Origin of the sequence: Streptococcus ovis DSM 16829 (assembly GCF_000380125.1) — a bacterium.
GTDB classification, from domain to species: Bacteria; Bacillota; Bacilli; order Lactobacillales; family Streptococcaceae; genus Streptococcus; species Streptococcus ovis.
In genome coordinates this window covers 60,176-74,655 of the sequence record NZ_KB904574.1, presented here as the reverse complement: position 1 = coordinate 74,655, position 14,480 = coordinate 60,176, and the positions used below count along the sequence as shown (strand labels likewise).

Genomic DNA, 14,480 nt, shown 5'->3' with positions numbered 1-14,480 from the left:
AATTTGGTTCAGTGTAACAACAGAAAACCAAACTTGTTCGTTTTTCGTTTAATCGAACTCAGCAGACCACATGATGACAAGACATTCTTACAGCAACGGCTTATTGTTCTAGAGCATTTGCAATATCAGAATCATTTCTGGAGTCTATCAAAGTTTCACTAGATCAATCTTCTCACCACCAAGGAGGACTAGATATTTATCTACTTGCTGAATATGATAGGATTGGCGTAGTGCTTTAGCATAGAGTTCCATTTGCACTTGGTATCGTCTGCCAATATCCGCAGGATGGGTATAGCGGTCTGTCTTATAATCAAAGAGGACAATTCGATCATCAAAGAGCAAGTAGCCATCAATAATCCCACGAATAACATACTGTTCTTGACTATCTGCATCTTCTTCTAGCATGGCAAAAGGAGCTTCTCGATAGAGTTTATCCAGATTAGATAAGATTAACTGGCCTAACTCTGTTTGGAAAAAGGTTTCAATCTTTTCTAACTGAATCTGTTTTTTAACCTGTTCCGGTGCCTGAACCCCATCTAATGCTTGCTGGAGGTCTGCCTGACTGACAACTTCTGACAAATGCAGGCGTTGCATGAGTTCATGCGTAGCAGATCCTACCGCTGCTCCTGTCGCCTGTATTGTTTGACCAAATTCTGGTAAACGAAAATGTGGTAATTCCCTTTCCGTCCGAACGCCTGTATCCATAATGTCTACCCCTTCGCTCTCCATAACAGGTTCGTAGAAGGCCTTAATCTGGCTTGGAGTACGGACAGTTGGTAGGTGAATGGCAACTTGGTACTCTTGATTGAGTTTCTCCACACTTTCAAGGACGGTCAGAGCTCGTTGAATGGCCTCTGATTGCCGATTATCTACTAGATTATCCGCCTGAATCGGGCTTTCTAGATGCGTCAATTCTCCAAGTACAGTTTCTTCTTTTTCTACAAAGCGGACGGTGTAAGCCAGTTCCTGACTTGGAAAGGCTGCCTCAATCGCTAGAAGCCAATCTTGGAAAGTCATGAGATTTTCTCTTAAGTTAGCAGGCAAAAAACCATTGTCGCTCGTCCCATCAAATTTTTCAACTAATTTATCCTTGCGACCTTTGCCGACCAAATAGAGTTTCTTCTCTGCCCGTGTCATGGCGACATAGAGGAGACGCATTTGCTCAGACAAGGTGGCAAGATTCAACTCCCGTCGGTTTAGCTGATAAGGTAAGGTTTCGATGGCAACATTGAGGTGAGGCAGGTCTGTGTCCACTTGCTGTTTCATATCTGCCACATATTTGATACCTGCACCATTTTCCCGACTGAGAATCAGCGACGAATGCGAATCCTTCATACTGAATCGCTTGTCTATGTTCAAGATAAAGACATAAGGAAATTCTAGACCTTTGGAATGGTGAATGGTCATGAGGCTGACCGCATTCTTAGGAGCCGCCACTTCCACTTCCATCAGGTCATTGTCGCTTTCTAAGACCTTATCAATCATGCCGATAAAGCGAGAAAGCCCCTTAAATCCAGTCTTTTCAAACTGGTTTGCCCGCAATGCAAGTGCGTAGAGGTTGGCCTGACGGCGTTCCGCATTTGGCAAGGCACCTACATAGTCATAATAAAAGCGGTCATGGTAAATCTTCCAAATCAAATCATACAGACTATGCTTTTTCGAATAGCTCCGCCATTCTGCCAAGGTTGCAAGAAAAAGCTGAACTTTCTCTAACAACTCTTTGTCTAGTAGCTCTGGATGATTTCCCTGTCCTTGTCTTGCCAGTAAAACCTTCTCATACAGTTCTCCCTTGTCTACTTGAACAGCCAAGCGTGCCAATTCATCTTCATTGAAATGGAACATAGACGAACGCAAAAGAGCAACTAGAGCATAATCGTTGAGCGGATTGTCAATAACGTGGAGAGTGTCTAGCATAATCATCACTTCCAGCGATTTAAGGTAATTCTTCTCGCCTCCGTCTGACACGACAGGGATACCATAACTTTCAAAGGTTTTGATCAGAGGTTCATTTCGTGTACGGGAAGAAACCAGAAGGGTGATGTCTGAAAAAGGTACCTCTTCTTCCTGATGCAGGCGGATGATTTCCTTAGCCACTAGGTCAATTTCTCCTTGACTAAGGTTGGATTCTTCCTCTTCTTCGAGAGGCTCAGTCTCCTCTGTATTGTAGATGAGGACTTCTGTTTGACGATGAGGATAGGCCTCTTTTTGCGCTGGACTACCTGCCACCAAAAGATGTGTGTTGTCGTACAGAATATCTCCTACTCCCTCATCCATCAAGTGACGAAAGACACCATTGGTACTGTCTAACACCTCGGACTGGCTACGGAAATTTTCCTTGAGAAGAATCAATTTCCCAGCCTCAGGCTGTTCTTGGTAGAGCTTAAATTTACTATTGAAAATCTGTGGATCAGCCTGACGAAAACGATAAATGGACTGCTTGATATCTCCTACCATGAAACGATTATGGCCATTGGCTAGGAGTTCCAGCATTCTTTCCTGCGTATGGTTATTATCCTGATACTCATCCACCATCACTTCGTGGTACTTGTCCTTGAAGATTTGCGCTACACTTGGATTTTCCTCCAAAATTTGGATAGCAAAATGTGCAATATCGTTAAATTCAAAGGCATTTTCTTGGATTTTGGCCTGCAAATAACGGTCTGAAAAATCTAGAACAAAGGACTGTAAAAGGCTCAACATGGGAAAGATATTCCCCTGATGAGGCGCTAATGCTTGAATGGTAAAGATTGCCTGCGCTAATTGTTTAAAAGGTTCCAAATACTGATGTCTGTCCCGATTATAAGCAGCCGCAAAGCTTTTGAGATTTTCATCCTTGGCAGAGCCAATCGCCATCACTAACTGACGACCGCTGGTCAGAGCATCAATCTTCTCACAGAAAGCCTGTAAGGCATTTAAGTCCATTGCCCCATTAAAGCCTGCTAGTTCATCTAACAAAGCCGACACATTTGATAGGTATTTATAAGACTTTTGAAATTCCTGTGTGACACTTTCATAGTGCGATTTGAAGTAAGATTCGGCCTCTGTGATGATGTCTGATAAGTCCTTACCAGCTAGAACGCTTCTCAAAAAATCTTCTGCTTGTTCTTCAGGATTTGCCTGATAGGATTTAAGGAAGACATTCTCCAACCAGCCCTTAGGGTCGGCTGTGGATTGGCTAAAATTGTAAATCTGGTAGACTACTTCGCGAAAGGCCGTGCTATCTTTCCGATTTCCTGCAAAATTGCGGACAAGCTGCTGAAAAGCCTGTCTATTTTCCCCTTGCATATAGTCAGCAAACAGGTCTGCATAAATGGATTTTTTCAAAATATCTTGCTCAGAAGCATCGGTCATAATCCGAAAAATTGGTGAAATACCCAGCAGGTAACCATATTGATTGACCAGCTTCTGTGTGAAAGCATCCATGGTCCCAATATCTGCCGTTGATAGGGATGCGATTTGGCTGGCATAGTGCTGTCGTTCCTCGTCCGTTTGGGCCTTGCCTAACTGAACGGTCAAGCGTTTTTCCAAACGCTCTTTTAATTCACCAGCCGCCTTGACCGTAAAGGTGGAGATAAAGAGTTGATCCACTCCAACACCACGGGAAATCATATCCAAAATCCGTTCGACCATGACAAAGGTTTTCCCTGAACCAGCTGAGGCAGAAACTAGAATATTTGTTCCATTACTGTAAATGGCTGTTAATTGTTCTGGCGTCATCTTCTGCGCCTTATCTGAAGCAGCTTCCTCAGCAATCCGACGCTCGATTTCTTCATTTGTTAAAAATGGTCTTGTTTTCACAATTCTTCTCCTCGATTGTCTTCTTTGGCTATTTCTTCCTGCATCAATGCTAAAAAAGCTTCCTTTTTGCTCTTAGTAGGTAACTTCAATAGTTTACGGGCATGTTTCATATGACGGTCTGCTTCAAAATGGGTGATATTCTTCAATTGCTCTCCTTGGACACTCTTACCATCTGTTGTATAAGGATTGATGAGGAATTCACCTTTACGAATCCTGTCAGCCGCTGTTAGATAGAGATGGGCATTGTAATCCAGTAAGGTCGTCAATTCCTCAGTTTGATAGGTGGCATTGTGTAAGTGATAGGCCCCTTTAGTCAGAAGTGGTTTTTCTGCTTCGGCAAAGAGACCCTTGTAGACTAATTCCTTATTAGCTTTTTGACCTAAGTCCTCGTAACTTTTAGCCTGTTTTAGGTCCACAGTTGGATTTTGCATATGAAGATACATAGCTCCAAAGAGCTGCTCCTCCCCGACACCATACTGACTACGCAGGGCTTCCAAATAGGTCACTAGCTGTGAATTTAGGCCATTATAGAATTTCTGAATGTCAAATTGGTTGGCACCTGATTTGTAATCAACCACACCCAAACTGCCATCACTTAAACGATCCACACGGTCAATAATGCCGCCAATCTGTACCGCATTTTGCAAACGCAATTTGAACTGTTCTTCCTGACTAGCGATCTCAATGGCTTGATGTTGACGCAAGACAGTCGCCGTACTACGAGCAATATCATCTAGCATGGCTTGTGAGAGACGGCCTTCTTCATCTTGACCATACAGGAAACTGTATTGACTTTCTTGACTGGTCTCTTGAATAGCCTCTTCTAGGCGAGCATCAAACTCTCTACTATCTTCCTTCATCGTTTTTTCAAAAATCCGATGGAGATACATTCCGTGATGACGGCTATCTGGATGAATGCTTTCTAATTCCTTCAACCCCAGTACATACCGTAGGAAATAAAGGTACTGATTGTTATAGAAGGTCGCAAGACCAGAAGCTGATAGACGAATTGGCTCTTCCTTTGGAAAACGAATGGCCATGACTTCGTCTGACACTTTCTGCGTCGTAACATCATCTACTACCTGAGGAATCAGCACCTTATTCTCTTTCAGACGTTTGCGTAAATAGCGAACAGCAACAGACCAGAAAGTTTGTTCTTCCTTGGTCAATTCTCGTTCTAATTCTCCCTGTTGAAGGGCCAAAACCGTTGACAAAAGGTCCTTATAGTGGCCAATACCGTCTGCATCTGCTTCGAGTTTGCGACGATGACGATTTTCTGCTGGCACACCTAGCTCAATCCATTCTTTCAGATAGACGGATAGCTCATCTTCTGCTTCATTGAGAAGACTGGGGTAGCTCAACGTCAGCTGCTTCGTCGCCGCATTGAGAAGAGACAGGGCTGAAAAATGATTTTTCTTGATGTTTTCTCCTGATACAATTTCAAGATTTGAAAAATCACCTGTCTGCTCATTCAGCCATGTGCGGTCTTCGTCCGTCAAAAGGCTCTTGTTCTGCGCGATTTTTGGAAAATGCGACCGCGTCATCCCAAGGGCAAAAACGTAAGGTTTACTATGAGGTTCCACCAAATCATAAGACTTCACAGACACCACATCCACGGTTGCTGGCACCGTCCGATAATCCGCCGCCAGCATTCCCGACCGCAGAAGAGATAAGAAATCATCCACTGTTAGCTGGTCTTGTCCGAAAATAGTTGCCATTTGTACCAATAAATCAGTAAAGACCTTCCAAACCTGCTCGTCCTTGTCAACATCATGGTCAGTTCCTGTAGCGGCTAGTCGTTCCATATTTTCTGGAAGTTGTATCTCACTCAAAAAGGCCTGGAATTTACTTAGTAAGTTCTCCCCTTTCTGCGCCCTAGCTTGTAAAAAACGATTCAAGGGGCCTACCAAATCTTGACGGATACGATTGAGGTATTCTAAATCGTATTTCCCCCCATTGTCCACCGTAAAATCCTTGGTAAAACGACTTCGCCCCTTGATATCTGCATAGGTCACATAATGGGCAAAACGGTCACTTTCTTCTTCTGAAAAAGTCCCATATAAGCCTGATTTGAGGAGATCTAGGACATCCTCTGCCCGATAATTATAGCGCTTCATCCGCTCAAGAGAATCTACAAAATGCACCAGAGGATGGGCTGACATGGACTCCGCCTTCCCCAAGTAATAGGGAATGTCAAATTTTTCAAATAGTTGTTGAACCTGCAATTTGTAGCTTTCTACATCTCCCAAGAGAACGAGAATATCCTTGTAGCGTACTCCATCAGCCAAGAGTTGCCGAATTTTTTTGGCTACATCCTCAATTTCTTCCTTCTGCTGACCATGATGCCAAATTTGAATAGAGTGTGCACTTTCCGCTTGCCATTTACCATCTAAAGGTTTGAAATCATGCTGTCCTTCCCAAAATGTCGTCAGTTTGAAAAAATCAGATGTTTTTTCATTACTACTTTCAATATAAAACGGCTTGGCAGCATAAGTCGTTGCCAGACCACGAAGAAATTCAACAGATGCCTGATAGATATTTCCCTGAATAAAGATAGCACGATAGGCTTTCTGACTCGCGTAAGTCCCAATGACAATCTCCTGACACTTATCAGATAGAAGGTGAATAAGGTATTCCTCCTCAGCAGAAAAACGGGTGAATCCATCCACCACTAGTACCGTATTGTCCAATGCTAGGTCCAACGAACCATTCTGCACCTGCTCTGCAAAAAATGTTAGCTTGCTCTCGTTTTCCATTTGGTGCTGGTCAAGCAAGTCGGATACTGCTAAAAAGATTTTGAGTAAATCATCGCCCTTTTCATCGTCTAGCAGTTGCAAGTCAAAAAGGGAAACATTTGCCGTTTTTACTTCCTTATACAAATCCACCAATTGCTGGATAAAGGCAGGATCTTTACGCAAACGACCATAAACTCTCAGGTCTGATTCATCCAGTTGAGAAAGAACTCGGAAAAAGACCATGGATAACCCTACATCGTCAATGCCCTGTTTAGCCTGCACACTATTTAAAACAAAATAACGCGCCATTTGAGCAAAACGAGTAACTGTTATCTGAAAAGAGGCTTGTTGAGGGAGATATTCCAAGACCTTCCGCTCTTTCTCAAAAGAAAGTGAGTTAGGCGCAATATAAAAGACCCGCTTTCCTTTCGCAGCGTAGTTTTCTGCCTCTTTTGTCAAAATTTGCGTCATATCCTGTGAGATATCAGTGTAGAGTAATTTCATGGAGTTCCCCTGATGTTTCAAATAAGATTTCTTTCCTCTTATTATACCATAAGCCTTGGTACTAAAAAGAAACCAAGTCGGACTTGGTTTCAGATAACTATTCGTTTTCTTTCTTGGTAATCGGTGCAATGGCTGCCAAGACTTTTTTGAGACCAATTCCTGGGAAATTGATTTTTAATTCTTGTTGCTGACCGCTACCAGATACTTCTAGGACAGTCCCATCTCCCCATTTTTTATGACTGGCAATATCTCCGATAGACCAGTCAGCCGAATTAGAGGACGAACTTGTAGCAGCATTTCCAAACGGTAGGTTAGCCCCCAGATTGCGAACTGGTTGAGCAGCTGCCTTTCGTGTTTGTAAAGCCTGTGCTAGACTCATGCCTTGACCAAAAGTTTCCGTTTTTCCATTGATGTAGGAAGCTTTGAAGCTGGTATTGGTAGGACGAGCCAGTCCTTNATAATCCAGCAAATCAGAAGAAATCTCGCGGATAAAACGACTCGGCTGATTGAAGTTGGTCCGTCCGTACAGGAGGCGAGAATTGGCATTGGTCAGGTAGAGGGTCTTCTCTGCCCGTGTAATACCTACATAGGCCAGACGCCGCTCCTCCTCTAACTCACTTTCATCTTCGGAAGCTCGACTAAGTGGGAAGACATTTTCCTCCATTCCAATCAGAAAGACCACTGGAAATTCCAATCCCTTAGCTGCATGCAGGGTCATAAGGGTCACTTCTGCGTTCTCAACATCTCCATCATCCGTATCTGCAATCAGTGCCAAATCATTGAGGAAACGACTCAGTTTCTCTAAACCAGTCTCCTCTTCTTCTAATTCTTTCTCATCAAAATTCTTGGTTACAGATAAGAATTCTTGGATATTTTCAATACGGGCGTTCGCTTCCAAGGTTGCCTGAACGGTCAAGGCTGTCATATAGCCCGTCTCAGCTAAAACAGCCTCCACTAATTCCGTCACAGTTAGCTTATCCAATTCACTGCGTAGCCGAACGAGAATCTGTGCCAAATCCCAGACGGCCTGCGCAGCCTTTCCTTTGATTCCTGACAACATGATATCCTGTGAGGCTTCCAGAAGAGATAGATCCTGCACATTGGCAAAATCACGAATTTTTTCAACAGTTCCAGGCCCGACACCACGCTTGGGCTCATTGACAATGCGCTCAAAGGAGATATTGTCAGAAGGATTGGCAATGACATTTAAGTAAGCAATGACATCACGAATTTCCTTACGGCTGTAGAATTTCGTGCCGCCAACCATGGTATAAGGAATGTTGGACTTGAGCAGGGCTTCTTCAATGGTCCGTGACTGAGCATTGGTCCGATAGAGCACCGCCATATCCTTGTACTGGAATCCTGCACGTGCCAATTCATCCATCTTACCAGCTACAAAGACCGCTTCATCCTGCTCGTCATTGGCACGGTAATAAACAATCGCCTCCCCCTCTTCATTCTGAGTCCAGAGTTTCTTCGGACGGCGGTTTTTATTGCGCTCAATCACATCATTTGCAGCCTGCAAAATGGTCTTGGTAGAGCGATAGTTTTCTTCTAAAAGGACAACCTTGGCATCTGGATAATCCTTTTCAAAATCAAGAATGTTCTGCATGTCCGCTCCACGCCAACCGTAGATGGACTGGTCAGCATCCCCAACCACACAGAGATTTTTAAAACGAGACGCCAAGAGTTTGACCAATTGGTACTGGGCATGGTTGGTATCTTGGTATTCATCCACATGGATATACTGATAACGCTGTTGGTAATAGGTCAAAACATCGGGATGCTCATCAAAGAGGCGCAAAGTCAGCATAATAAGGTCGTCAAAATCCATCGCTTCTGACTGCCGCAATTCCTTCTGGTAAAGCTTGTAGCACTTGGCCACAATTTCCGTATACAAATCGCCTGATAATCGCTCATAAGCTACTTCATCAATCAAGTCATTCTTGGCATTGGAAATGGTTCCTAAAATCGAACGCTCACTCCACTTTTTTGGATCCAGATTCAGATTTTTTAAAATCCGTTTCATAAGCGTACGCTGTTCACCAGGGTCTACAATGGTAAAGTTTCGATTGTAGCCAATATGATCTGCATCCCGACGTAAAATTCGCACACACATGCTGTGAAAGGTCGCAATCAAACTATCCTGTGTTGCAGGATTTAAAGCCATCGCCCGCTCCTTCATTTCACGCGCCGCCTTGTTGGTGAAGGTAATGGCTAGGATATTCCACGGATTAACCATTTTCTCATCAATCAAATAAGCGATGCGGTGGGTCAAGACACGGGTCTTTCCCGATCCTGCCCCCGCCATAATCAAAAGCGGCCCTTCTGTTGTCTGTACCGCCTCTGCTTGTCTGTCATTCATACCATTTAAAAGAGGATTTCCCATTTTAATCTCTCCATTCACAAAAATAAGCTCCTCTATTTTACCATTTTTTAGGAAAAATAGCAGAGCTGAGCAGACAAAAAATCCGAAACAATGTTTCGGATTTTTCTTCTATTCAGAAATCAATCTGAGAACTTTTTCTCCCTGTAAATAATGGGCAGAGGTTAGACTCTCTTGACCATGATTCACAAAGATTTCAATTGAATTTTTATCAAAAATGATTTGCAAATGTTGAGTAGCAACTGTCACTGAACGGCGACTAGTTGACCACTCTTCCTCACCAGTGATTTCCAACTTCTGATGACTCCGGTCAATGAAAACCGCACCATTTTGATAGCCAAATTCGATATAGTCATCTTCAGCTCCCAAACGCAGGCAAAGTTCATTTTCAACGGTCAATTCTAGACAACCTGCTCCTTCAACCGGTTTGCCAATTTGAACGACTGGCAAGGAAGCAAGGAGGGTTTCTGGAACTTCCTGACGTAATTTATCGCCATCTCGATGTAAAATCCGTGGCACGGTCATATTACAAGCCCAGCCGTGGTTCAACTCATGTGGTACCACTGTGCGTCCCCAATTATGCAACCAAGCAATGGTAATACGCTGGCCTTTATCATCTAACAAGCTCTGTGGCGCGTAGAAATCTTGACCGTGGTCCATTTCATGAACAGCCGTTTGAACAAATTCTTTCTTGTCCCAATCGACATTTCCAGCAATGACAATGGTCGAATTCAGATTCAGGAAATCCTCCTCTGTCCGTCGATAGCGCATAGGAGAAACAGTGATATAGGACTGACCATCTATTTCAAAATAGTCTGGACATTCCCACATAAACCCTTGATGAGCCTCACCTTTGAGAAAAATCGACTCAAACCGCCAATGAACCAAATCATCTGAGCCCAATAGGACAATCGTCCCAACCTCATCTTGATGTTTAGCAGCTACTACCGAATAATACCGTCCATCATGTTCAAACAACTTTGGATCTCTAAAATCCGCGGCCACTAATTCAGCAGGTAAGATATCTCCTGTAGCGACAGGATTTTCTGCAATTTTTTCAAAGTGAATACCATCCTTAGAATAGGCCATGTTTTGAATTTGGCGAACTGAACCATCTTCATTGATGATATTTCCAGTGTACATGAGCCACAAAGTATCATCTTTGACAATGGCAGAGCCTGAAAAGCAACCATCTTTGTCATATGGTTGATCCGGTGCCAATGCGACAGGGAGATGCTCCCATGTCACAAAGTCACTCGTTTTTGCATGACCCCAGTGCATTGGGCCCCAAAAGCTACCGTAAGGATAGAATTGGTAGAATAGATGATATTCTCCCCGAAAATAGACGAATCCATTTGGGTCATTTATCCAACCAACAGGTGCCGAAAAATGTTTTTCTGGTTTGAATTGTAGATTGACAGTGTGGGCTTGTTCTTGAATATACTGATTTGCCGCAGCAACGGTATATTGTTTTCCTTCCATGCACTACCTCTTAGTCATTTATTTTTGTGTTTTCAAATAGTCGTTGTAGTAACGTTCCTTGATTTCCATCCAGTCAGAAAGACCATATTTTTCAAGTTCTGCTTTATAAGCATCCCATTCAGAATCAATACCGCCTTCTGTAATCCATTCTGCACGTTTACGAGCGATAAAGTCTGTCATATCTGCTTCAATTCGAGCAATCTTATCAAGGTCTTCTTCTTCCATGAAGACTTTTGGATAGATATTTTCATTGTTCATGTAAGGAACATAGTACTTCTTCAATAGATCCAAACGCCATGCAGCATCATCTGGCATTGTTGTCACTGAACCGTAGTATTCATCAATAATAGCAAGTGGTCCACCAACTTCTGTCTTTTGACGCAATTCAGCAGGGGCTGTTCCATCAAGTGGCAAGTGTTTCAATGAGTTGCTTGCCTTATCAAATTCAAAGATATTTTGTTGTTTCTTATCGCCGTAAGTACCCCAGTTATTTTGAACAGATTGGATTGGTTCGTATTGAGCATCAATCCATTTTGCAGTCAACTCAAGGTTTTTATTAGCGCTTGTGATAACCATACGGTCACGAGAGAAACCGATATTATTTGTACGAGTGATATGTTTCTTACCGCTAGGACCAGCCAATACTGGAAGAACATCATAGTTTTCATTATCACCAGTAACGTTCATCTTGTCCCAAGTGAAGTAAACACCGTACAATTGGTCTGCCCCTTTGGCAATATAGGTATTCCAGTCTTGTTCAAAGGCTTCAGTATCCAACAATCCTTTTTCATAAAGGCTATTCATAAAGGCTACACCTTGTTTGTAAGAATCATTGTCAGCTGTAAAGTCCAATGTATGGTCATTGTTTACAACAAGGTGATCATCGTTGTCGCCTTCACCAAAGGCACCAAAGAGAATCTTGAAGTCTTCGTTACCACCGTTATTAATGAAGGACATTGGAATTTCATCAGCCTTACCGTTTCCGTTAGGATCTTGTGTCTTGAAGGCTTCCAAAACCTTGACCAATTCATCCGTTGTTTGTGGCATTTCTAGGCCTAGTTTCTTGAGCCAAGCTGTATTGATCCAAGCCATGTCGTTCACGCTGTGGATAGATTCTTTGCCTTCACCCAATTCTTCAATCCATGGGAATGAGTAAATATGGCCATCTGGTGCTGTAATCATTGAACGGTATTCTGGATTTTCATCCAAAATCTTCTTCAAATTAGGCATGTGTTTGTCAATCAAGTCTTCCACTGGAACGATAACACCTTGTTTTGCCCATGACATCAATTCATTGTCAGAAGCCCCGTCATTGTGGATAGCATCTGGTAAATCACCACTCGAGATATCCAAATTCCGCTTTTCAGCAAAGTCATTTTGATAGTTGGTCCATTCGATATGAACGCCTGTCTTTTTCTCCATCCGTTGGAAAATCAACTTATCGTTAGGGTCTTTTGGTGCAAGTGTTGAACTTCCAGTCATGAATTTCAAGGTTACCTTTTCCTTCAATGGGAAATTCACATCTTTCAGACCGTAGTCTTCACTAGAAGCTGAATTTTTTGACCCACAGGCCGCCAACAAGAGAGAGCTAGCAAGGACAACCATTCCTTTAGCAAAATAATTTCTTTTCATCAGAAACTCCTTTTTAAAAAATTTTTTTAATTGACAATAATGATGTGGTAAGACCAACTTACCCTTTAAGTGAACCAGCCATAATCCCTTTATCAAAGTATTTTTGGAAGAATGGATACATCATAATCAATGGTAAACTTGAAATGATAATGGTAGCATAACGAACCATTTCAGCAATTTTCTTCAACTCATTCATGGCTGCTTGCGCACCAATCATATTTGCATTGACTTCATTTTGAATCAAGATATTCCGCAATACCAATTGTAGCGGTGCCAAGTCTGGATCCTTGATGTAAATCATGGCATCAAAGTATGAATTCCATTGTCCGACAAAGGCGTATAAGAACAAGACGAACATAATCGGTTTTGCCAATGGCAACATGATTTTGACAAAAATCTGAAAATCATTTGCCCCATCAATGACAGCTGCTTCTACTAACTCTTCTGGAATCCCTTGGAAATAGGTACGTGCCAAGATAATATTCCAAACACTAACAGCACCCGGAACGATAATCGCCCATGGCGTATTCAGCATTCCCAAATCCTTAATCAGCAAGTAAGTTGGAACCAAACCTCCACCGAAGAACATGGTGAAGAGAAGGAAATAGTTAATCCAACGTCTGCCGACTAGATATTTTTTTGACAATGGATAAGCTGTCAATACAGAAATCGCTACGGTTAAAACAGCAAAACCAGTTGAGTACAGCAGGGAATTGATAAATCCCCGTAAGATAGACTGATCGCCAAGTACCCGCTGATACCCTTGAACAGTCCAATCATCTGGATTAAAACTAATTCCTTTGGTTGCTAGTACCTGCGGATCCATAAAGGATGCAATCAAGATATACCCCATCGGTACGACGGTAATCAAGACAAGTAATGCAATCAAAATCTTATTGATGAACAGAATACGTTTATCAAAAGCTGTATATAAATTTGTATTCATATTCCCTCCTTATAGTCCTTCACCATTGTTCATCTTCTCAACAATCTTATTCACTGAGAAGAGCAAAATCATATTGATAATCGAATTGAAGAGACCAACCGCTGTTGAGTAAGAGTAATCACCAGATACCAAACCGACTTTATAGACATAGGTTGAAATAATTTCAGACGCTGTTAAGTTCAAGTCTGTCTGCATCAAGAAGGCCTTCTCATAACCAACGTTCATGATATTTCCAGCTGCCAAGATGAATTGGATAACCATGACAGGTTTCAATGCTGGCAAATCAATGTGACGAATCCGTTGGAAAATATTGGCTCCATCCAGTTGCGCTGCTTCAATTAAAGAAGTATCTACGTTAACCAAGGTCGCTGTATAAAGCGTGGAAGCCCAACCCATACCCTGCCAAATTCCGCTTAAAATATAAAGCGGTCTAAAGAAAATGGGGTCCGTCATGAAATTCGTCTTCATCCCGAAGTGATTTAGAATCCCGTTAACAGGTCCTTCCGCTGAGAAGAAAAGGAAAATCATACCAACGATGACAATGACCGAAATAAAGTTTGGCATATAGAGAACCAATTGGATTTTTTTCTTCGCTTCTTGGCTCAGCAGTTGATTCAACATGATGGCCAAAATAATCGGTGGAAAGAATCCAAGCAACAAACCATAGACACTGAGTTTCAAGGTGTTTGATAACAAGGTCATAAAGTTTGGAGAAGATAGAAACTGCTGGAATTCTTGGAAACCAACCCAGGGACTTCCCATCACCCCTTGTAAAGGATTGTAATCCTTAAATGCGATGAGAACTCCGTACATTGGGATATATTTGAAGACAAAAGTCAACAAGAGCCCCGGAATCAACATAAAGAGCAGAATCTTTTGTTGCTTGATTTTTTCTAGCAAACTTGGACCTGCAACTGCTTTATTCATAATTACCTCCTCTTTTTTGAAACGTTTCAATTTTGGCTTTTTAGATAAAGGCCTTATTGACATAAAACCT

At 42.3% G+C, this 14,480-nt stretch carries 7 protein-coding genes; all 7 read right to left on the bottom strand.

Annotation, left to right across the window (positions count from 1 at the left end; all coding sequences use genetic code 11):
* Positions 1–147: 147 nt before the first annotated feature.
* The gene (gene addA, locus A3I9_RS0105295) at positions 148–3,798 is read right to left on the bottom strand and encodes a helicase-exonuclease AddAB subunit AddA (RefSeq protein WP_018378007.1); all 3,651 of its coding nucleotides are present in this window, start codon (positions 3,796–3,798) and stop codon (positions 148–150) included.
* Entirely contained in the window at positions 3,795–7,037 is a 3,243-nt protein-coding gene (rexB, locus tag A3I9_RS0105290) for an ATP-dependent nuclease subunit B (protein WP_018378006.1), read from the bottom strand. The genes addA and rexB overlap by 4 nt, the downstream gene beginning before the upstream one ends.
* A 97-nt stretch (positions 7,038–7,134) precedes the next feature.
* On the bottom strand, positions 7,135–9,426 hold the full coding sequence (gene pcrA / locus A3I9_RS0105285; protein WP_018378005.1) for a DNA helicase PcrA: 2,292 nt from the start codon (positions 9,424–9,426) through the stop codon (positions 7,135–7,137).
* A 108-nt stretch (positions 9,427–9,534) separates the two neighbouring features.
* Positions 9,535–10,905 (bottom strand): glycoside hydrolase family 32 protein, encoded by a 1,371-nt coding sequence (locus A3I9_RS0105280; protein ID WP_018378004.1) that lies wholly within the window; start codon positions 10,903–10,905, stop codon positions 9,535–9,537.
* A gap of 18 nt (positions 10,906–10,923) precedes the next feature.
* The gene (locus A3I9_RS0105275) at positions 10,924–12,537 is read right to left on the bottom strand and encodes an ABC transporter substrate-binding protein (RefSeq protein ID WP_018378003.1); all 1,614 of its coding nucleotides are present in this window, start codon (positions 12,535–12,537) and stop codon (positions 10,924–10,926) included.
* Between the two features lie 58 nt (positions 12,538–12,595).
* Complete coding sequence (locus tag A3I9_RS0105270) at positions 12,596–13,483, bottom strand: carbohydrate ABC transporter permease (RefSeq protein ID WP_018378002.1); 888 nt, start codon at positions 13,481–13,483, stop codon at positions 12,596–12,598.
* Positions 13,484–13,492: 9 nt separating this feature from the next.
* Positions 13,493–14,410 carry an ABC transporter permease gene (locus tag A3I9_RS0105265; RefSeq protein WP_018378001.1) on the bottom strand — a complete coding sequence of 306 codons (918 nt, stop codon included), beginning with the start codon at positions 14,408–14,410 and terminating at the stop codon, positions 13,493–13,495.
* Positions 14,411–14,480 lie beyond the last annotated feature (70 nt).

What these genes read in the sequence shown, in the direction of transcription:
- rexB (WP_018378006.1), bottom strand. Translation starts at nt 7,037, where the DNA reads ATGAAATTACTCTACACTGATATCTCACAGGATATGACGCAAATTTTG.
- A3I9_RS0105280 (WP_018378004.1), bottom strand. Translation starts at nt 10,905, where the DNA reads ATGGAAGGAAAACAATATACCGTTGCTGCGGCAAATCAGTATATTCAA.
- A3I9_RS0105275 (WP_018378003.1), bottom strand. Translation starts at nt 12,537, where the DNA reads ATGAAAAGAAATTATTTTGCTAAAGGAATGGTTGTCCTTGCTAGCTCT.
- A3I9_RS0105270 (WP_018378002.1), bottom strand. Translation starts at nt 13,483, where the DNA reads ATGAATACAAATTTATATACAGCTTTTGATAAACGTATTCTGTTCATC.
- A3I9_RS0105265 (WP_018378001.1), bottom strand. Translation starts at nt 14,410, where the DNA reads ATGAATAAAGCAGTTGCAGGTCCAAGTTTGCTAGAAAAAATCAAGCAA.